General features: G+C 69.9%; 13 protein-coding genes. 7 read left to right on the top strand and 6 right to left on the bottom strand.

Going from position 1 to position 19,527, the window contains the following annotated elements:
• Positions 1-369 precede the first annotated feature (369 nt).
• Both ACFWU9_RS16965 and ACFWU9_RS16960 read right to left on the bottom strand, forming a co-directional pair.
• Positions 370-1,566 (bottom strand): NAD(P)/FAD-dependent oxidoreductase, encoded by a 1,197-nt coding sequence (locus ACFWU9_RS16965; protein WP_384318985.1) that lies wholly within the window; start codon positions 1,564-1,566, stop codon positions 370-372.
• Positions 1,567-1,621: 55 nt separating this feature from the next.
• Complete coding sequence (locus tag ACFWU9_RS16960; RefSeq protein ID WP_384318983.1) at positions 1,622-7,732, bottom strand: amino acid adenylation domain-containing protein; 6,111 nt, start codon at positions 7,730-7,732, stop codon at positions 1,622-1,624.
• A gap of 372 nt (positions 7,733-8,104) precedes the next feature.
• Between ACFWU9_RS16960 and ACFWU9_RS16955 the strand changes: the two genes are divergently transcribed.
• From ACFWU9_RS16955 to ACFWU9_RS16930, 6 genes are all read left to right on the top strand, one after another.
• Positions 8,105-8,434 carry a cupin domain-containing protein gene (locus tag ACFWU9_RS16955; protein WP_384318981.1) on the top strand — a complete coding sequence of 110 codons (330 nt, stop codon included), beginning with the start codon at positions 8,105-8,107 and terminating at the stop codon, positions 8,432-8,434.
• A gap of 16 nt (positions 8,435-8,450) precedes the next feature.
• Positions 8,451-8,990, top strand: coding sequence for a bacilysin biosynthesis protein BacA (locus tag ACFWU9_RS16950; protein ID WP_384318979.1), 540 nt, complete (start codon positions 8,451-8,453; stop codon positions 8,988-8,990).
• On the top strand, positions 8,987-9,733 hold the full coding sequence (locus ACFWU9_RS16945) for an RraA family protein (protein WP_384318977.1): 747 nt from the start codon (positions 8,987-8,989) through the stop codon (positions 9,731-9,733). Before ACFWU9_RS16950 ends, ACFWU9_RS16945 begins: the two co-directional genes overlap by 4 nt.
• Before the next feature lie 187 nt (positions 9,734-9,920).
• The gene (locus ACFWU9_RS16940; protein ID WP_384318975.1) at positions 9,921-10,892 is read left to right on the top strand and encodes a quinone oxidoreductase family protein; all 972 of its coding nucleotides are present in this window, start codon (positions 9,921-9,923) and stop codon (positions 10,890-10,892) included.
• Positions 10,893-10,952: 60 nt separating this feature from the next.
• Positions 10,953-11,228: a chorismate mutase gene (locus ACFWU9_RS16935; RefSeq protein WP_384318973.1), complete on the top strand. Its 276-nt coding sequence runs from the start codon at positions 10,953-10,955 to the stop codon at positions 11,226-11,228.
• A 38-nt stretch (positions 11,229-11,266) separates the two neighbouring features.
• Positions 11,267-12,493, top strand: a complete 1,227-nt coding sequence (locus ACFWU9_RS16930; RefSeq protein ID WP_384319047.1) for a 3-deoxy-7-phosphoheptulonate synthase — start codon at positions 11,267-11,269, stop codon at positions 12,491-12,493.
• 82 nt (positions 12,494-12,575) lie between these two features.
• Here the strand turns inward: ACFWU9_RS16930 and ACFWU9_RS16925 are convergent, their stop codons facing one another.
• Together ACFWU9_RS16925 and ACFWU9_RS16920 are read right to left on the bottom strand one after the other, a co-directional pair.
• Positions 12,576-13,352 (bottom strand): thioesterase II family protein, encoded by a 777-nt coding sequence (locus tag ACFWU9_RS16925; RefSeq protein ID WP_384318971.1) that lies wholly within the window; start codon positions 13,350-13,352, stop codon positions 12,576-12,578.
• Positions 13,353-13,383: 31 nt separating this feature from the next.
• The gene (locus ACFWU9_RS16920; RefSeq protein WP_384318969.1) at positions 13,384-16,041 is read right to left on the bottom strand and encodes an amino acid adenylation domain-containing protein; all 2,658 of its coding nucleotides are present in this window, start codon (positions 16,039-16,041) and stop codon (positions 13,384-13,386) included.
• Between the two features lie 956 nt (positions 16,042-16,997).
• Between ACFWU9_RS16920 and ACFWU9_RS16915 the strand changes: the two genes are divergently transcribed.
• The gene (locus ACFWU9_RS16915; protein ID WP_384318967.1) at positions 16,998-18,047 is read left to right on the top strand and encodes an aminotransferase class V-fold PLP-dependent enzyme; all 1,050 of its coding nucleotides are present in this window, start codon (positions 16,998-17,000) and stop codon (positions 18,045-18,047) included.
• A 70-nt stretch (positions 18,048-18,117) separates the two neighbouring features.
• Here the strand turns inward: ACFWU9_RS16915 and thpD are convergent, their stop codons facing one another.
• Together thpD and ACFWU9_RS16905 are read right to left on the bottom strand one after the other, a co-directional pair.
• Positions 18,118-19,014, bottom strand: coding sequence for an ectoine hydroxylase (gene thpD / locus ACFWU9_RS16910; protein WP_384318965.1), 897 nt, complete (start codon positions 19,012-19,014; stop codon positions 18,118-18,120).
• Positions 19,015-19,020: 6 nt separating this feature from the next.
• Positions 19,021-19,419: an ectoine synthase gene (locus ACFWU9_RS16905; RefSeq protein ID WP_384318963.1), complete on the bottom strand. Its 399-nt coding sequence runs from the start codon at positions 19,417-19,419 to the stop codon at positions 19,021-19,023.
• Between the last annotated feature and the right edge of the window lie 108 nt (positions 19,420-19,527).

Here is a 19,527-nt window from a genome sequence, read left to right as displayed (position 1 = left end):
CCGATACCCGGCGTGTGCCTCCCTCCGGCATGCGCTGCCGTGGTGCTCGTAGGTGTCGGGCTCGGCTCGGCGTACCGGTCGTGGCGCCGCCGCCCACCGCCGAACCGGCCCGAGGAGACGACGCGTTCGCGTTGTCGGGCGACGACGGAGATTCCCCCGTCGTGGTTCTCGGCCGGCAGGTCCGGGTGGTCGGTCGTCACGTCACTGTCCAGGGCCTGGCCGTGGACGAGGGTGAGCCCGGTCCCGTGCGGCAGGAGATCCGCCGAACAGGCCCGGGCCGGTACGGGCGAGAACGCCACGGCGGGGTGCGGACCGCGTCGCGGCCGAACCCCGCCGTGGCGGTCCGTGCTCAGACGCCGCTGCGCCCCGTCACTTCGACGCGAGGAGGTCGAGCAGCTCGGGCGTGACGAACTCGTCCGCCGGACAGGCGCCCGACATCGCCGAGAAGTAGCGATCGGTGAGTTCCGCGCTGCCGGCGATCACCCGGAGCAACTCGATCTGGTGCTTGCTGGCCGACAGCCCGGCGGTGGTGAGCGTGTTGCGGTAGTCCGTTATGAGCATGTCATGGCGCTGCGAGGCGAACCCGGCGAGGGCCCGGCCGAGCCGCCGCGGGTCGTGCAGTCCGTCGCCGACGCAGTCGACCAGCAGCTGAACCTGGCGGAAGGCATCCGTGATGCCCCGTGCGGTGATGGAATCCTTGTGATGCCCGGCATCTCCCACCAGCACCCATCCGGGGCCGGCCGCCTTGCGGAAGAAGTTGCGCTGGCCCCCCGTGCCGTGCAGACGTTCGAGCATACGGCCGCCGGCCATCTGCTCACGCAGCTCCGGGGCGATGGCTTCGACGGCGCCGAGCAACTCCCCGAGTCCGTCCGCGCGTACCTGCCCGAACCGATCCTGGGGGAAGTACGCACCGACCAGCGTCGCTCCGTCGTTGGTCGGGATTGTCCCGACCCAACTCCCCGGCGCCTCGTGCAGCCGGAACCGCTGCGGCAGGTCCGACCAGTACGTGTAGTAGGCACATGTCAGCTTGGGGTCCTCGAACTCGACCGGCGCGCCGACCTTGGCGGCCACGGTGGACCGCATCCCGTCCGCGCCGACGACCAGGGTGGCCCGCACCGTGTACTCGGTTCCGCCCGACCGCACCCGAACCCCGGTCACCCGGTCATTGACGAACGTCACGTCGCGCACGGTGGACTCGTCGCGGAACTCGGCGCCCGAGTCGACCGCGGCCTGCGCCAGGACCGAGTCGAGGAGGTACCGACGGGGTGCGAACGCGGTCCGCACCCCGTCGACGGGCCAGGAACATCCGTCCAGCCGGACATCGGCCACGGTGTAGCTGGCCCGGTCGATCGGCGGGCACCCGGTGGCGACCACACCCGGCAGCACACCCCACCGTTTGAGCAGCGCGACCCCGGGCTGGTGGATGAGCAGGGTGGACAGTGTGTCCTGGGGGAAACGCCCGCGTTCCAGGAGCAGGACCCGGTATCCGGCACGCGCGAGAAGCATGGCGGTCGGAGATCCGGCGACGCGGGCGCCCACCACGACGACGTCGTACGTGTCGTTCATCGCGGACGCCTTGTGGCGCGTGCGCGACGGAGCGGGTTCACAGACGACAGTGGGTTCACGATTCGCCATTCCTGTTCATCCGGCGCAGACCTGGCCTGGTGGACCCACTGGCTTCCTTGACCGCGCGCGCCAGATCGACGACGGCGGAGGACTGGAAGATGGTCCGGATCGAGACGGTGACGCCGAGTTCCTTGCGGATACGGCTGCTGAGTCGGGTCGCCTCCAGCGACGACCCTCCCAGTTCGAAGAAGTCGTCGTCGATGTCGATGTCGTCGACCTCGAGTACTTCCGCGAACAGCGCGCACAGCGCGGCCTCTTGCGGATCGCGCGGTTCTCGACGGGCGCGCTCCGCGCGGTCCACCGAGGACAACGCGGACGTGTCGACCCTGCCGTTCGGCAGCCGGGGGAGGTACGTCAGGAGGACGACGGCGTCCGGGACCACGCAGCCCGGCAGCCGGTCCGCCGCGAACCCGGCCAGTTCCCCGGTGTCCACACCGGCGCCCACCACATAGGCGGTCACGCACGGGAGACCGTCCTCGATCCCCGCCACCGCGGCGACCTCGACCACCTCGGGGTGCTCGGCCAGAGCCGATTCGACCAGGGGCAGGCTGATCCGTACGCCGCGCACCGTCACCTGTCGGTCGGCGCGTCCGACGCGCTCCAGCCCGCCGTTCCTTCCGCGGCGCACCAGCTCGCCGGTGCGGAACATACGGGACGCGCCCTCGCGGAACGGGTCCGGGACGAACCACGCCGCGGTGGTGGCGGGCCGACCGTGGTAGCCGAGGCCGAGCGCCGGGCCGGCGACGTAGAGTTCGCCGACGGCTCCCGGCGGCGACGGCTGGAGGGTGTGGTCGAGCACGTAGAGACCGACGCCCGGCAGCGGGGCGCCCACGGCGACAGCGTCGGACACCTGCCCGTCGGCGTCCGGCGAGGACGTGGTCGTACAGCCGGTCTCGCTCGCGGCGTACGCGACCGAGCCTTTCGCCGGGGCGTCCTCCTGGCCGGGGTCGGCGAGGATCTCGACACCGCCGCCGACGCACAGCGCGCCGAGTACGTCGACCAGCCGCAGCCCGAAGTCCCCGGTGAGACTGGTGAGCAGGCGCGTTTCGGGCGCGGAATGTTCGACGCGCGCGGCGAGTGCGGCATGGCTGACCGCCGCGGTGCGGCGGCCGTCCAGGTGTCCCCAGCTCGGCAGCAGCGCGGCGACCCGGTTCGGGTGTACCGGGTTCGGTGCGCCCGCTTCCACCGCCGGCGCGGCCAGGCCGGTGAGCACCAGGTCCGCGTCGTCGTACTCGGGCACAAGACAGCCGCCCGCGCGCAGGACCGCGACCAGTGCGATCACCGCGTCGAGCGACCGCGGCAGCCGGATCGACACGGTGGTCTCCGGGACGACACCCCGGTCGACGAGCGCACCCGCCATCTCGGTGGCCCTGTGGTCGAGCTCCCGGTAGGTGAGCGAATCCCCGTCGCACGAGACGGCGACGGCGTCCGGTGTCCGCGCCAGCCGCGCGGCCAGCAGCGCGGGGACCGTCGTTCCGACGGGTGCGGGATCCTCAGCGTCCGGGATCGTCCGCCCGGCCTCGGGGAGGACGTCCAGGGTGCCTGCGGGCATCGCCGGGTCGTCCGCGATCCGGCGCAGGATCCGGGCGAACATGGCCGCGATGTCGACCGCCGCGTCCCGGCCGAACCCGTCTCGCCGGTACTGCACGCAGGGGCGCAGCGGACGGTCGGGCTCGGCGAACACCATGAGCGCCAGCGGATAGTGGCTCACGGTCAAGGAGCGGATCCCCAGCACCTCCAGTCCGGCCTCGTGGCCCGCGGCGGCGATGCCGGTCCGGTCGAGTGGGAACGACTGGAACCCGACCACCGTGTCGAACAGCGCGCTCACGCCGGACGCCTGGTGCATCGCGCTGAGTGAGTGGTGATGGTGATCCAGCAGCGTGGCCTGCCTACGCTGAAGGTCGACGACCAGTTCGGACACCGACTTGGCGGGGTCGCAGTCCAGGCGGACCGGCACCGTGTTGAGCAACATGCCCACGATCGCGTCGACCCCGGGCACGGAGGGCGGACGTCCGGAGACGACGGCTCCGAACAGGACGTCCCGCCGGCCTGTCATCCTGGACAGCATCAGCGCCCACGCCGTCTGGATGAGGGTGTTCACCGTCACCCCGAGCCGCGCGGCACACGTGGTGACCGCCTCGGACTCCGCCACCGCGAGCGGCACGTCCACCTGCCCGACGCCCTCGCCGCCGGTACGGCTCCCGCCGCCGATCAGCGTCGGCCCGTCGACCCCGTCCAGTTCACGCGCCCACGCGGCCACGGACTCGTTCACGTCCTGCCGGGCCCGCCACTCGATGAAGTCCCTCTGGCTGCGCACCTTCGGCAGCCGCGAAGGGTCGGAACCGTAGTGCAGCAGCAACTCTCGTACGATGAGCGGAATCGACCAGCCGTCGACGACCACGTGGTGCGCGGTCAGCACAAGGTCCGCCGCCTCGGGTCCGCTGCGGAGCAGCGTCATCCGCAGCATCGGCGCCACCGCGGGGTCGAAGTGCTCTCGGAGGTCGTCGGCGAGCAGTTGTTCAAGCGCGGTCGCGCGCGTCGTCTCGTCCGAGTCACCGAGATCGATCACACGCCACGGCAGCTCGGCGTCGGCGAGGACGAGCTGGACCATCTCCCCGCTGCCGTCGGGGGCGAACGCCGACCGCAGGCCCGCGTGGCGTGCGAGCAGTCGCTGCCCGGCCGCGCGCATCCGCGCCGGATCGATCGGCCCCGACAGCCCGAGCACGTACTGCACCTGGTAGGCGTCGAAGCCCGAGCCGACCTCCATGCTGTGGAACAGCAGCCCCGACTGAAGCGGTGTCAACGGCCAGACGTCGGACAGGTTCGGGTGCCGATCGGCCCACCCGTCCAGGTCCGACTGCGTGACCGGCACCAGTGGTACGTCCGAGGGCACCAGCCCGCGGGCGGCCGGGTCGGCCGCGCGACGTGTCAACGCCTCCAGTGCCGTACTCCACAGGCCGGCGATCTCCGCCACCTCCCGGCGGGCCAGCACACCCGAGGGCGCGGTGAACACCGCGCGCAGTCGCGGCCCCTGATCCGTGTCGACAAGGCTCGCGTTGATGTCCAGCTCGGCGGGCGCCGGCATCGTCGGGTCCTGGCCGGAGTCCAGCTGGTCGAGCTGGGCCACGTCGAGCCGGTTCCAGGCACCGGTGTCCGCCGAGGCGAAGCGGCCGAGGTAGTTGAAGCCCACCTGGGCCATCGGATACTCGGCGAGCATCGGCGCGGTGTCGTCGTTGAGGTGGCGCAGCAGCCCGTAGCCGATGCCCTTCTCGGGGATCGCCCGCAGGCGCCGCTTGGCCAGCATGACGGCCCGGTCCGCGGCCGGACCGCCGGCAAGCGCGTCGGCGACGTCGATGCCGGCGAGATCGAGGCGAATCGGGTACGCGGTGGTGAACCACCCCACCGTCCGCGACAGGTCGGCTCCCGGTACCGCGCTCTCCTCGCGGCCGTGTCCCTCCAGCCGGATCAGCACGGACGACTCGGTATCGCTCCCGGCCTGCCGCCGCGCGGTGAGCGCCAGCGCCAGCGCGGCGAGCAGTCCGTCCATCACCTCACCACGGAACGCCGAAGGCACGGTGGTCAGCAGCGCCTCGGTGACCGGGACCGGCACGGTCACCGGAACCTCGACCAGGGTGCCGACCACATCGACGGACGGGTCCAGTCGACGCGCGCCGAGGAGGGGGTCCGGTCCGGCCAGGATCGACCGCCACAGCGGCAGTTCGGCCAGCCGCAGCGGGTTGTGGGCCTCGTCGGCCAGCGCGTGAGCCCATCTGCGCATCGAGGTACGCACCTCGGGCAGAGGTGATCTCCGTCCGCCGTCGACGGCGGCCCACGCACTGGCGAGGTCGGACTGAAGGATGCGCCAGGAGACACCGTCGACCACAAGGTGGTGCAGAACCACCAGCAGCCTCCCCGGCCGGCCGTCGAACCAGACGAAACGGGCGACGGCCCCCGAGGACGGGTCCAGGCTCGCCGCCACCCTGTCCAGCTCCCGCGCCACCGCCCGGGGCCATGCGGGGTCGGACTCGTCGATGCCGTCGACCCGGTCGACGACGGCCGGAACCGTACCGGCGGGTGCCACCACGATCTCGTCTCCCGCCAGGCGCGCGCGCAGCATGTCGTGGTGGTCCAGCACGGTCGTGAGGGTCGTGGTCAGGCCTTCCTCGTCGATCCCCTCGGGCAGGGACACCACCATCGCCTGGAGGAAGCGGTCGAAGCCCGGGCCCCAGCCTCGAATCCACTGTGCGACCGGCAGCAACGGCATCGATCCGGTTCCGCCGCCGTCGAGTTCGGCCAGTGCGGCCACTGGTGTCACCGGCGATCGCGTCGCCGCGATCTCGGCCAGGGCCGCCACCGTCCGCCGCTCGAAGATCTCCCGAGCACTGATGTGGATGCCGTACTCCCGTACGCGCGAGACCGCCTGGATCGACTGGATGCTGTCGCCGCCGATGGCGAAGAAGTCGTCGTCGACGCCCACCTGTTCGAGCCCGAGCACCTCGGCGAACAGCTGGGCGAGTACCGCCTCCGTCTCGTCGCGTGGCGCCTGGTACGGCACCTGCCGCAGCCGGGGCTCCGGCAGCGCCTCGAGATCGGGCTTCCCGTTGGGGGTGAGGGGAATCCGGTCCAGCGCAACGAACGCCGACGGGATCATCGACGCGGGGAGCAGTCGCGCCGCGAACGCGCGGAGGTCGCCCGACGAGAAGGCCGGCTCCAGCGCGAGGGCGCCGTAGGAGTCGCTCAGCGCGCTGGTCGACCTCTCCGCGCGCCGCCGCGGCACGACGTATCCGACGAGTTGCTTGCTCGACCGCGTGTCGCGGGCGACGACCACCGCGTCGGCGACGCCGGGGTGCGCGGCGAGCACGGCCGCCACCTCGTGGGTCTCGATCCGTACGCCGTGGATCTTGACCTGGGTGTCGGCCCGGCCGTGGAACACGAGCGTGCCGTCCGCCGAGCGGGCCGCCAGGTCCCCGGTGCGGTACATCCGGGCGCCGGGCGGGCCCGACGCGTCCGGGACGAACCGCGCCGCGGTCTCCCCCGGCCTGCCCAGGTAGCCACGGGCCAGCAGGGGGCCGGATACGTACAGCTCGCCGACGGTGTCCGGCGGGACCGGGCACAGCGCGGCGTCCAGGACCTGTACCTGTGCTCCCGTGATGGCCCGGCCGATGGTCGGCATCCGGCCGTCGGCGACCAGCGGGTCGCTCATGGTGGCGCACACGGTGGTCTCGGTCGGCCCATAGGCGTTGATCATCTTCCGGGGGCCGGCCCAGGCCTCGACGAGATTCGGTGTGGTCGCGTCCCCGGCGACCACCAGGCACTCGACCGTGGGCATCGCGTCGGCCTCGAGCGTGGCCAGCACGGGCGGCGGCAGCGTCACATGGGTGACCGCCCGGGTCGCGAGAGTCCCCGCAAGCGGGCGGCCGGGGGCGAGATCCGCGTCGTCCGCGAGCACCAGCGTCGCGCCGGAGAGCAGGGCCATGCACAGTTCCCAGACCGAGGCGTCGAAACCCGGGGAGGCGTACTGGAGCACCCTGCTGCCCCGGGCGACGCCGAGCCGGTCGGCGTGCGCCGCGACGAGTCCCGCGAATCCGCTGTGGGTGACGACCACGCCTTTCGGCCGGCCGGTCGAACCCGAGGTGTAGAGGACGTAGGCACTCTGCGCCGGCCGCGGGAACCCCGGTACCGGAACGTCCCCGTCCAGGTCGTCGAGGCAGAGGGCCGGCGCCGCCATTCCAGGCAGCTCCGCAAGGGTGGATTTGTCCGCCAACACGAGTGCGCAACCGGACCCGTCGGCCATGTACGCGAGGCGCTCGGCCGGGTGGGCGGTGTCCAGCGGGAGGTACGCCGCACCCGCGCGGAGCACCCCGAGGATCGCCGTCACCCAGTCCACCGACCTGCGCAGGGCGACGGCGACCACGGATTCGGCCCGCACTCCGGCCGCGAGCAGCCCACGCGCCACCCGGTCGGCTCGTTCGTCCAACTCCCGGTATGTCAACGACCCGGTGGCGGACTCCACGGCCACCGCGTCGGGCGCCACCATCACCCAGTGGTCGAACAATTCCGGAAAAGATCGTGCGCCGACTTCAGTATTGGCGCCCAGTTGTCCCACGGTCCCTCCTTCCACGGTGTCTCCCTCAACAATGTGTGCGGCACTCTCGGTAGATACCCGGGCGACGCCCTGGCGGAGCTGGAAGTCAAAAAGTGCAAATCGACCGCCGAGCGCGGCTTCCGTAGCTTATGAACACGATCGCCAAGGCTGTCAAGGAATGCATGCCAACGGCCTCTGAATAGCCGGATCATGATCGCCGGAAGCCTGCCGGTTGTCCTGTCGCCGGGACACCCGGCGGTACGCTCCCATCGTAAATAAATGGGAGGCACTCGCGGCCGGATTCCCGGCGGAACCGGTATTGTCCGATCGCATCGGGGTGAGTCCCCGTTCATTCAGGCCGCATTGCGGCTCATCGGTCGAAGGAGCAATAGAATGACGGCGAAGAAGCACCGTCCGGGCACGTCTGTGATTGCCGACATGTTCCCGAAGGGGCGGGTCGAATTCATTCACGGCGACTCGATGACCGTCACCCTGTGGGAATTCGACCAGGGCGGCGACGTGCCGATCCACCAGCACCCGCACGAGCAGATCGTGCACTGCCTGGAGGGCACGTTCGAGGTGACGGTCGGCGGAGAGGTCCTTGTACTCGGGCCGCGTGAATCCGTGGTCATCCCCGGCGGTGTCGAGCACTCGGCGCATGCGCGGACCGCCGCTCGTGGAATCGATATATTCCACCCGGTGCGCGAAGATTACCGACTCTGAGGTGATGGGAGAATTCATGTCCAACAATGATCTCCAGTTGCGGGTCCATACGCTGGGACCGACTGGAACAAACTGCGAAGCCGCCGCGCACTACTATCTTCAGGAGCGGGGCTACAAGCCGGGCAACGTGGTGCTGTACGACACGCTTGAGAGCGCTGTCGACGGCGTTATGGCAAGTCCGGACGACAGTGTACTTCTCGGCTGTGTCGTCTATCCGAAGCTGAACGAGATCGTCTTCCGGAATCTCGGGTCGATGTCGTTGCATGAATGCTTCATGATGCCGACCCATCGAATGGTGTTCGCCGCACGCGACCGGAGTCCGATACGGACGGTGCTGAGCCACCCCGCGCCGATCGGCCTCATTGAGGATCGCGGCTACGACGTCCGGTTCGTGACGAGCAACGCCGCCGCCGCGCTGGAGTGCTCCACCGGTGGAGCGGACGCGTGCATCACGACCAGTGTCGCGGCCGAGGCGAACCATCTGGGCATCCTCGAAGACTTCGGCCCGGTGCAGATGGGCTTCAGCATTCACACACCGCACGGAATCACACTGTGACCGCAGGCACCGACGTCCGGCGGGCCGGCACCGGGGCACCGCTCGACGAAACCTACAGCCTGGTCGCGAAAACGGCGCATGAGCACGGTATCTCCACCGCCACGATCGCGGACGTGCTCGACGCGTTGGGCATCACCAACCGCGTGCTGGACTCGCGGCTGCACCGTGTGTCAGGTGACGACCGGATGTTCTTCGGCGCCGCCTACACGGTCAGTTGGGTGGCGGTGCGCAAGGGCCCGAGCATCGTCGCCTCCTCGCCGAGCACCTGGCACGAAGTCCGTGACTTCCTGGTACCCGACGTCGCCGACGGGCGGGGAATGGTCTACGTCGCGGGCTCGGGCCCGCTCGTCACCGACGCCGCTCTCGCGGGCGGGCTGTCCACGACCTATCTGCTCGAACAGCTGCGTTTCGAGGGGATCGTGCTGGGCGGCGCCATCCGCGACCGGGACGTCGTCGAGCAGAGCACCCGTCCGGTCGTCGCGAGCAACTTCGTCCCGACCGACACCCAGGGCGCGTACCGCGTCGAGTCGGCCGGCAGCACATGCCTGGTCAACCACGTGCCGGTGCACACGGGCGACTGGGTGTTCTCCGACGGCAACGGCACGGTGGTGGTGCCGGCGGCACGGCTGCACGAGGTGCTGGCCGCGGCCGCGGCCACGGGACGCACCGAGCAGGACGTCCTGCGGCGTGTCCGGGCCGGCGAGCGACTGCCGAACATCATCGACGAGGTCGGCACCATCTAGTGCCGCGTCAGGCAACGTTCACCCCGCTCGCCGCCCCGGTACGGCCGTCCGCCGCGTCGCCCGACCGGCCGAGTAGCCCCTACGAGGCCGAGCCGGCGCCCTGCGGCCGACCGCACCAGAGCATCTCGCGACCGGGCAACCCCTGCCTGACGCGGCTCCAGCCCCAACACCCGAGAAGGAGGCCGCAATGCGTGCGGTCGCGGTATACCGGCACGGCGGTCCCGAGGTACTCATACCGACCGACTGGGCCACGCCGGTCGCCGGTCCCGGTGATGTGCTCGTCGACGTCGCCGCCATCGGCGTCAACTATCACGAAACCTATGAACGGAGCGGCCTCTATCCACGCGAGCTGCCCTACGTCCCCGGACGTGAGCTGGCGGGGACCGTGGCCGCGGTCGGGGCGGACGTCACCGGCCTCGCGGTCGGTGACCTGGTGGCCACGGCCGACGTGCCGGTGCCCGGCGCCTACGCCGAACAGGTCGTACTGCCCGCCCACCGCGTCATCCGGGTGCCCGATGGGGTGAGCGCGGAACAGGCCGCGGCCGTGCTGTTGCAGGGTCTCACGGTCCACGTGCTCACCCAGGACAGCCATTCCGCCCGTCCCGGTGAGACGGCTCTGGTGCACGCCGCGGCGGGCGGTGTCGGACTGCTGCTCACCCAGGTGCTGCGGTCGCTCGGCGTCCGCGTCATCGGGACCGTGTCCAACGAGGCGAAGGAAGAGGTGGCGCGGCGGACAGGGGCGCACGAGGTCATCCGCTACACCGAGGTCGATTTCGCCGCCGAGGTCAGTAGGCTCACCGGCGGCGACGGCGTGGATGTCGTCTACGACGCGGTCGGCAGGACAACCTTCGAGGGAAGCATCGCCTCGCTGCGTCCACGGGGCACTTTCGTCCTCTACGGACAGTCCAGCGGCAAGATACCGCCCATCGACATGAGCACCGGCACACGCGGCTCGATCAAGCTGACCCGCCCCTACCTCCCGGACTTCATCGCGACCTCCGACGAACTACAGGCCCGGGGCGCCGCGGTGTTCTCCTGGGTACGCCGGGACAACCTCAAGGTCCACATCGGACAGCTCTACCCACTGGCCGACGCCGGCACCGCACAGGCGGACCTCCAGCAGCGCCGCACCATCGGCAAACTGCTGCTGACACCCTGACCGAGCACCGTGCACACATCTGACCTGCGGCAACAGCACAACAACACAAGGAGGCAAGGAGTGTTGGACTCAGGGACCGAAGCACTGGCGGAACTGGACATCCGACTGTCCACAGGCCAAGCGCGTACCGACATCGACAACCTCGACCTCGGCATCATCAGCTTGCTGCGGATGCGTCGTGAGGTGTCCCAGCGTATCCAGCAGGCTCGCCTCCAGGCGAACGGGCCGAAGACCGTGCCCGGTCGGGAGGCCGACATCGCGGAGGTGTACCGCTCCTACTTCGGGGACAACGGCGACGAGGTCGCGGCCGCCGTCCTCCGGGTCTGCCGGTCGTGACCGCCGCGACGAACACCGCGCTCAGCGGTGCCGATCCACTGCGTTTACCCGTCGAGCACCAGCAGCCGCACTGGCCCGACCCCGACGAACTGGCCGATGTGGTACGCACGTTGGGCGGCCTGCCCGCGCTGGTGCCACCGGGTGAGTGCGACGGGCTCCGGCTGCGCCTGGCCGCGGTGGCCCGAGGTGAGGCGTTCCTGCTCCAGGGCGGCGACTGCGCCGAGCTGTTCGCGGGGCCGCTGATCGAGCCGACAAGGGAGAAGCTGCGCTGCCTCGCGGACATGGCCGCGGTGCTGGCCTCCGAGTCAGGGCTGCCGTCGCTCACCGTCGGCAGGCTCGCCGGGCAGTACGCGAAACCCCGCTCGATGGGCACCGAGACCAGGGGTGACCGGGTACTTCCCGCCTACCGGGGCGACGCGGTGAACGACCTGCGCTTCGACGCCGAGGCTCGTACCCCGAACCCTCGGCGACTGCTCGCCGCGTACCGGGCCGCGCACAGCGTCCTGAACGACATCCGGCGGCTTCGCACCAGGAACCACGCGCTGTTCACCGACCTCGGCGGCGACTTCTTCACCAGCCACGAAGCGTTGCTGCTGCCGTACGAGACCGGACTCACCAGGGTCGACCCGGCCTCCGGCCGGACGTACGGCCTGTCCGGTCATCTGCTGTGGATCGGTGAGCGGACGCGACAGCTCGACGGGCCGCACGTGGCCTTCGCGGCCAGTGTGAGCAACCCGGTGGCGGTCAAGATCGGGCCGACCACGACCCGCGCGGACATCGCGGAACTGATCGAACTGATCGACCCGCACCGGGAGCCGGGCCGGCTGACGTTCATCACCCGCCTCGGCGCGAAGGCGGTGCACGACCTGCTGCCGCCGCTCGTCGACGAGGTGATCACCCAAGGCTCACCGGCGACCTGGGTGTGCGATCCGATGCACGGCAACACCTTCACGGCCGCGGACGGCACCAAGACCCGTCGGTTCGAGGCGATCTGGGCGGAGGTCCACGGGTTCATCGAGGTACACCGGGCGCTGGGTACCCACCCGGGCGGCCTGCACCTGGAGTTGACCAGCCGCGACGTGACCGAATGCATGGACGACCGCGCCCCCGTGCACGAGCGGGATCTCCATCTGCGGTACGAGACGGCCTGCGACCCGCGCCTCAACGGGGGGCAGGCGATGGAACTGGCCCGGCTGGTCGCACCGCTGCTCCGCCCGAGCGCCCGGAGCGTGGAGCTGTTGCAGGACGACGCCATGCTCGGCTGAACACACTCGCGGTATCAAGCGAAAGACGCTGCACGGGCGGATCGCCCGTGCAGCGTCTTTGTCGGTCGGTTCGGCAGCGGTGCTACGCCCCCAGCAGGGTCTGACCGACAAACCCCGGGACGTCGTTGCCTTCCTCGTTCAGATAGAAGTGACCGCCCGGGAAAATCTCGGTCGTGAACGGTGCCGAGGTGTACTCGCTCCACCCCACAACGGTTTCCAGCGGCGCCCGCCAGTCGGACTGCCCGACGAGCGCGGTGATCGGGCAGTCCAATGCCGGCACGGTGGTGACGTGGTGGCGCTCCCAGAGCTGGAAGTCGGAGAGGACGACCGGTACCAACTCGTCCATGACCTCCTGGTCCGCGCTCACCTCCTCGTCGAATCCCCCGAGGCTGAGCACGGCGGCGTGGAACTCCCGCTCCGGGAGGTCGTGCAGCTTCGGCCCGGCCCAGATCACCTCGGGCGTGGACTGGGCGGACACGAACAGCCGGGTCGGGCAGGGGCCGCCCTGCAACTGCAACGCCCTCGCCACCTCGAAGGCCAGCAACGACCCGCACGAGTGGCCGAAGAAGGAGAACGGTCCGGTGAGCACGGGGTTCAGGTCCGCGACGATCTCCTTCACGAGTTGGCCGACGTCCGTGGCCGGATCCTCGGCGATCCGGTTCTGCCGGCCCGGCAGCTGCACGGCCGCCAGTTCGATGTCCTCGGGCAGCCTGCGCGCCCAGCTCGAATAGGCGTTGGCGCCGCCGCCCGCATGAGGGAAGCAGAGAATCCGGTGTCGTGCCCCGGGGCGCCGCGCACGCCACAGGTATCGGTTCTCGGGGACCAGACGCCCCTTGAGGCCAGGTCTTTGTGTGCGCACAATGTCCTCCGCGAATGTGTGACCAGCAGGATCAGTGAACAGGTGCGGTGTCGGCCGCCGCCTCGCCGCTCAGCCCGGCGATGGTCTGGAAGCGGAACAGGGCCTTGGGCGAGACAGGCACACCCGCCGCCCGAGCCTTGGCGACGACCTTGATCCCGAGGATGGAGTCGCCGCCCAGCTCGTAGAAGTTGTCGGTCACCCCGACGCGCTCGATGTCGAGCACATCGGCCCAGATCTCGGCGAGCACGCGCTCGTCCTCCGTTCGCGGCGCGACGTAGTTCTCGGAGTCGGCGGTACGCTCCGGGGCCGGCAGCGCGGCACGGTCGACCTTGCCGCTCGGGGTGAGCGGGAACTCGGCGAGCGGCACGACGACCGCGGGCACCATGAACTCCGGGAGCCGGTCCCCGACGAAGTCCCGCAGCGCGGCAGGCTCGGGGCGGTGCCCCGGCTCGGGGCGGACATAGCCGACAAGGCGCTTGTGCTCACCGTCGTCGCGCGCGATCACCACGGCCGCTTCGACCTCCGGGTGCTGCTGGAGTACGAGCTCGATCTCGTTCGGCTCGATCCGGAAGCCGCGGACCTTGACCTGGCGGTCGATCCGGCCGACGTACTCCAGAGCGCCCTCCGGCGACCATCGCACCAGATCGCCGGTGCGGTACAGCCGGTCTCCCGGTGCCGTGCCGAAGACGTCGGGCAGGAAGCGTTCCGCGGTAAGACCCGGACGAGCCAGATAGCCTCGCGCAACCCCTGGCCCGCCGATGAACAGCTCGCCGACCATACCCATCGGGACCGGGTTCAGCCGTTCGTCGAGCACGTGCACGCCGGTGTTCACGACCGGACGGCCGATGGGCACCGTGCGGTGCCGGTCGATCCGCTCCACCAGGTGCCAGGTGGCGAAGGTGGTCGTCTCGGTGGGCCCGTAACCGTGGATCAGGCGCTCCGGTGGACCCGCCGCCAATGCCTGCGCCACCCGGTCCGGATTGACCGCCTCACCACCGAAGAGCAGGTGGCGCAGCGTTTTGAACGCGTCGGGCCGCGCGGCGACGACCTGGTTGAACACCGCCGTCGTGAGCACGAGTGTGCTGATGCGATGCCGAGTCAGCGCGCCTGTCAGCGCCATCGGGTCGAGCATCGTGTCCTTGTCGATGACCACCATCCGGGCGCCCGCGATCAGCGGCGCCCAGATCTCGAAGGTCGCCGCGTCGAACGTCGCGTCGGCACCTTGGGCGACGACGTCATCAGGCCGCAGCCGGATGTAGTCGGCGTCGCAGAGCAGTCTGGTGATCGAACGGTGCTCGACCACCGTCCCCTTCGGCCTGCCGGTCGAGCCCGAGGTGTAGATCACGTACGCCCCGTCACGACCGGAGACCGGGATGGCCGGCGGCACAGTGGGCTGGGCGGCCAGGTTCTGCTCCCGTTCGTCAACCGGGATCAGGTCGGCGTCGGTCGCCTCACGCAACTTCCCGACCAGCGCCCCTTCCGTCACACACACCGACACGTCGGCGTCGCCGAGCATGAAGCCCAGCCGCTCGGTCGGGTACCCGGGGTCGAGCGGCAAGTAGGCGCAGCCGGCGCGAAGGACGGCAAGAAGTGCGGTGACCAGCCCCGGGCCGCGCGGCAGGCACACGGCGATGACATCGCCCCTCCGAACCCCGGCGGACACCAGGAGGTTGGCGAGTTGGTTGGCCCTGGTGTCCAACTGCCCGTACGTCACCATGTCCGTGTCGGCGACGACCGCGACCGCGTCGGGCTCCAGTTGGGCGCGCCTGCCGACCAACTCGTGGACGCACGGCCAGGCCCGCAACTCCACATGGTTGACTCCCCACTCATCGAACAGTGTGTGCCGCTCCCCCTCGTCCAACAGGGGAAGGTCGCCCACCGGCCTCGCGGGATCCCGCACGGCGGCGGTCAGCAGCACCACCAAGTGCCGGGCCAACCGCTGGACGGTGGCCGTCTCGAAGAGTCCCGGGTCGTAGGCGAGGGTGCCGACAAGCTCGCCCGTAGCGGTCGGCCGGAAGTCGATCGTGAGGTCGAACGGCTGAGGTGTCCCGATCACGTCGGCGTCGCGCAGTACCACCAGCACCTGCGCCGGGGGAGAGCCGCCATCGGTTCCGTGGGGTGTCAGCTCGTGCGCGAGCCGGGAGAAGGGCAGGTCCGCGTTGGCCGCCGCGTCTTTGACGAGCAGGACGTTCCGCTCGATCAGCCGCGTGAACGGGTCGTCCGGCTGGATTGTCGACCGCAGGACGACGACATTGTCGAAACGACCGTCCGGCGTATCGAGTGTGCGGCCGGTCGCCACGGTGGCCAGAGGGATGTCCTGCTGCTTGCCGTAACGGGAGAAGAGCACCTGGGACGCGGAGAGGAGGACAGTGAACAGCGTCCCGCCGGCTCTGTCCGCCAGGTCGTTCACCCTGTTGACGACGTCCGTCGGCACACGGAACTCGACGGTGGTGCGCGCCTTGCTCGGCATGGCCGGCCGTGGCCGGTCGGTCGGCAGCCGCAACACCGGAAGGTTGTCGAGCTGGTCGAGCCAGTAGCGTTGCTGTTCGGCGAGGTGAGCCTCGGTCAGCCGGTCGCCCGAGCCGGTCCGCTCGTCGGCGTCAGTACTGCGCTGACCGCCGACGGGCGGACCGGTACCGGCGTCGGTGGTGTGGGTCAACACATCGGGTTTGAGTAGGCCCTCGGACATGTCACTGTTCCCTTCGCGTTCATTGCCTGCGACAAGCCCGCCGCTGGGGCAGCCCGGCTTGTGAGTTCCGCGGGTGGCGGAGAATGGGAAGGCGCCGACCGCGGGGAGAAGCGGCGGAACCTCGCTTTGGCTCCTCGTGGTTCACCAGGGCGAAGAACCTGCCGTCGGCGTCATCAAAAGGGTTTCACCGCGTCGACATCGGTCGCACGTTGGAGCTTGTCGCGGTCAAGTCGGCGGCGAAACGGGTCGCTTATTTCGCCGCTTCGAACTGTGATGTCAGCGCCTTGCATGTAATTTCCGCCCGAGGAATCCGATGTGCGTAATCGTGCACACAGTTTTCCTTGAGGTCGTCGAGTTGCCGAACCGGCTCCACGGCATCGGACCGACGTTATCCAATCGCCGATCGACCACGGTAGTGAGCCGATCGCGATCGATCAACCGACCGTACCCGCGGTTGATCCGCCATCTGTCCCGTCAACAGGACAGGCGCACGGACTCGACCGAATACTTGACGTACCCGTGCGCCCCTGCCACAACCGAGGACCAAGGCATTACGTCACCCGGTTCCACTTCACCGGAAACGTGAGCGCGCGGAAATTCCGGCGTTGCATACGTTGTCAAAGCTGACCGCCGGGGAGAACATGATCCTGATGGCTTGAAAGCCGGGCCGGCGGATTGCGGCCGAGTTGAACGGGGGCCAGAAGAATCATGGATGTTTCCGGAGAGATGTCGACCGCATGCTGTCCGCGCCTTCCCGAGGGATGCGCCGTGCGCCTGGTTCGGTATCCCAAGTCCTGTCCGTCGGGTGGATACGCGTGGGGGCGTGATGGCGGATCAGATCGCTGGGCTTGAGCGGGCGGGCCGTCAGGGCCCACACCCGTTCATAAGGATTCCTTGGGTTTCCCCCTTGAAGACGCGCAATTGACGGGGAGAAGCGCGGGTCCCAGGGTGAGGTCATGGACACTCTGGGCGGCACCGAGTTCGGGCCCACGACGACGTATCTGAACACCTCCAGCTGCGGGCTGCTGCCACGTCGGGCCGTCGAGGCCGTACGGGCGCTGGCCATTGAGAACGGCACGGGCGCCGGTGACGGCGCGGGCAGTCCCGACGCCGTGGACGCGGCCCGCGCCTCGTTCGCCCGCCTCATGGGCGTCCCCGTCGGGCGCGTGGCCGTCGGCGGCTCCGTGGCGGTCCACGTCGGTCTGATCGCGGCCTCCGTCCCGGCGGGCGGTGAGGTCCTCCTGGCGGAGGGCGAGTTCAGCTCCGTCGTCAACCCCTTCGCCGTACGCGGCGACCTCAAGCCCCGGTATGTGCCGCTGGAGTCGCTGGCCGACGAGGTCCGGCCGGAGACCGCGCTGGTCGCCGTCTCGGCCGTCCAGTCCGCCGACGGCCGTATCGCCGATCTGCCGGCGATACGGGCCGCCGCCCGCGCCCACGGCGCCCGTACGCTGCTCGACGCGACCCAGGCGGCGGGCTGGCTGCCGGTGGAGGCGGGGGCGTACGACTACACGGTCACCGGCGGCTACAAGTTCCTGGTGAGCCCGCGCGGCACGTCGTTCCTGACCGTCTCCGAGGAGGCGCAGGAGAGTCTGGTGCCCATCCACGCGGGCTGGGTCTCCGGCGAGGACATCTGGGCCAGTACGTACGGCCCCGTCGAGCAACTGGCGCACTCCGCCCGCCGGTTCGACGAGCCGATCGCCTTCTTCTCGTACCACGGCGCCGAGCAGTCCCTGGGCCTCCTGGAGGAGATCGGCGTCGGGCGGATCCACCCCTACGTCACGGCGCTCGCCGACCGCTTCCGGGCCGGTCTGCTCTCCCTCGGGCACGAGCCGGTCGCCGCCCCCGGCTCCACCGTCGTGGCCGTCCCCGGCCTCGGCGAGCTGCACCCCCGGCTCATGGCGGCGGGCGTCAAGGTGTCGGTCCGCGCGGGCAATCTGCGGGCCGCCTTCCACCTCTACAACTCCACGGCGGACGTGGACCACGCGCTGGCGGTCATCGCGGGCTGAGCGGCCGGAGGACAGAGGCGCGGGACCGGTCGTGACGACCGGCCCCGCGTCCTCCTACGGAGGCGGTGGGTCAGCGGACCGGGGTGAAGTCCCTGGAGCCGATGAACGACGGCCGCGGGGCGGGCGCCGCGAACGGCTCGACCGCCGCGTTCTCCACGCTGTTGAAGACGATGAAGACGTTGCTGCGCGGGAACGGGGTGATGTTGTCGCCCGAGCCGTGCATGCAGTTGCAGTCGAACCACGTCGCCGAACCGGCCTTGCCCGTGAAGAGCCTGATGCCGTGCTGCCCCGCGAGAGCGGTGAGCGCCTCGTCCGACGGCGTCCCCGCGTCCTGCATCTTCAGCGACTGCTTGTAGTTGTCCTTCGGCGTCTCGCCCGCGCAGCCCAGGAAGGTCTTGTGGGACCCGGGCATGATCATCAGACCGCCGTTGGTGTCGAAGTTCTCGGTCAGCGCGATCGACACGGAGACGGTCCGCATGTTCGGCAGACCGTCCTCCGCGTGCCACGTCTCGAAGTCCGAGTGCCAGTAGAAGCCCGAGGCGCCGAAGCCCGGCTTCACGTTGATACGGGACTGGTGGACGTACACGTCCGAGCCGAGGATCTGCCGCGCCCGGCCCACCACCCGCTCGTCGCGCACCAGACCGGCGAAGAGCTCGCTGATCCTGTGGACCTCGAACACCGACCGTACGTCCTTGGACTTGGGCTCGATGATCGAACGCTCGTCGGACCGGACGGCGGGGTCGGTGACCAGCCGGTCCAGCTCGGCGCGGTAGAGCGCCACCTCGTCCGGGTCGATCAGCTGGTCGACGGTGAGGAACCCGTCCCGCTCCAGACCCTGGAGCTCACCCGATGAGACCGGGCCGGGAGCGCCGGGCTGTGACCAGACGACGGGGTCCTGACGCGGGGTGGTCACCTCACCCACGCCACGGGTCGGGTACAGGTCGGTGCGTGCAGGGGCGGTGGTCATGGGGATTCAGCCCTCCTCGGTCAGCAGTGGGTAGACGCCGTTCTCGTCGTGGTCCTCCCGCCCTGTCACCGGCGGGTTGAAGACGCAGACACAGCGGAAGTCGGTTTTCGGCCGGAGCGTGTGCTTCTCGTGGCCGTCGAGCAGATACATCGTGCCGGGGACGATCCAGTGGGTCTCACCCGTGTCGTCGTTGGTGAGTTCGGCCTCGCCCTCCACACAGAGCACCGCCTCGATGTGGTTCGCGTACCACATGGGTGTCTCCGTACCCGCGTAGAGCACGGTCTCGTGGAGGGAGAAGCCGACCTTCTCCTTGGCGAGCACCAGGCGCTTGCTCTCCCAGGTACCCGATGCCGATCTCACATGGCGGTCGGTGTTCTCGATGTCCTTCAACGATCGAACGATCACGTGGCTGGGACCCTTCTGTGCTGCGGCCCGCTGTGGTGACGGGCCGCGTTGTCCTGTTCTGGTGCCCCCTCGGGGCCCGGGTCAGGCCCGGGCCCCGGGGTGACCTTT

Source organism: Streptomyces sp. NPDC058653 (assembly GCF_042716895.1).
Lineage (GTDB): Bacteria > Actinomycetota > Actinomycetes > Streptomycetales > Streptomycetaceae > Streptomyces.
Note: the sequence above shows the minus strand (reverse complement) of the source record. Positions and strands in the feature narration are given on the sequence as shown.

Excerpts from the sequence above, each read along its gene's own strand:
- ACFWU9_RS16965 (WP_384318985.1), bottom strand. The coding sequence starts at position 1,566 with ATGAACGACACGTACGACGTCGTCGTGGTGGGCGCCCGCGTCGCCGGA.
- ACFWU9_RS16955 (WP_384318981.1), top strand. The coding sequence starts at position 8,105 with ATGACGGCGAAGAAGCACCGTCCGGGCACGTCTGTGATTGCCGACATG.
- ACFWU9_RS16950 (WP_384318979.1), top strand. The coding sequence starts at position 8,451 with ATGTCCAACAATGATCTCCAGTTGCGGGTCCATACGCTGGGACCGACT.
- ACFWU9_RS16940 (WP_384318975.1), top strand. The coding sequence starts at position 9,921 with ATGCGTGCGGTCGCGGTATACCGGCACGGCGGTCCCGAGGTACTCATA.
- ACFWU9_RS16920 (WP_384318969.1), bottom strand. The coding sequence starts at position 16,041 with ATGTCCGAGGGCCTACTCAAACCCGATGTGTTGACCCACACCACCGAC.
- ACFWU9_RS16915 (WP_384318967.1), top strand. The coding sequence starts at position 16,998 with ATGGACACTCTGGGCGGCACCGAGTTCGGGCCCACGACGACGTATCTG.
- thpD (WP_384318965.1), bottom strand. The coding sequence starts at position 19,014 with ATGACCACCGCCCCTGCACGCACCGACCTGTACCCGACCCGTGGCGTG.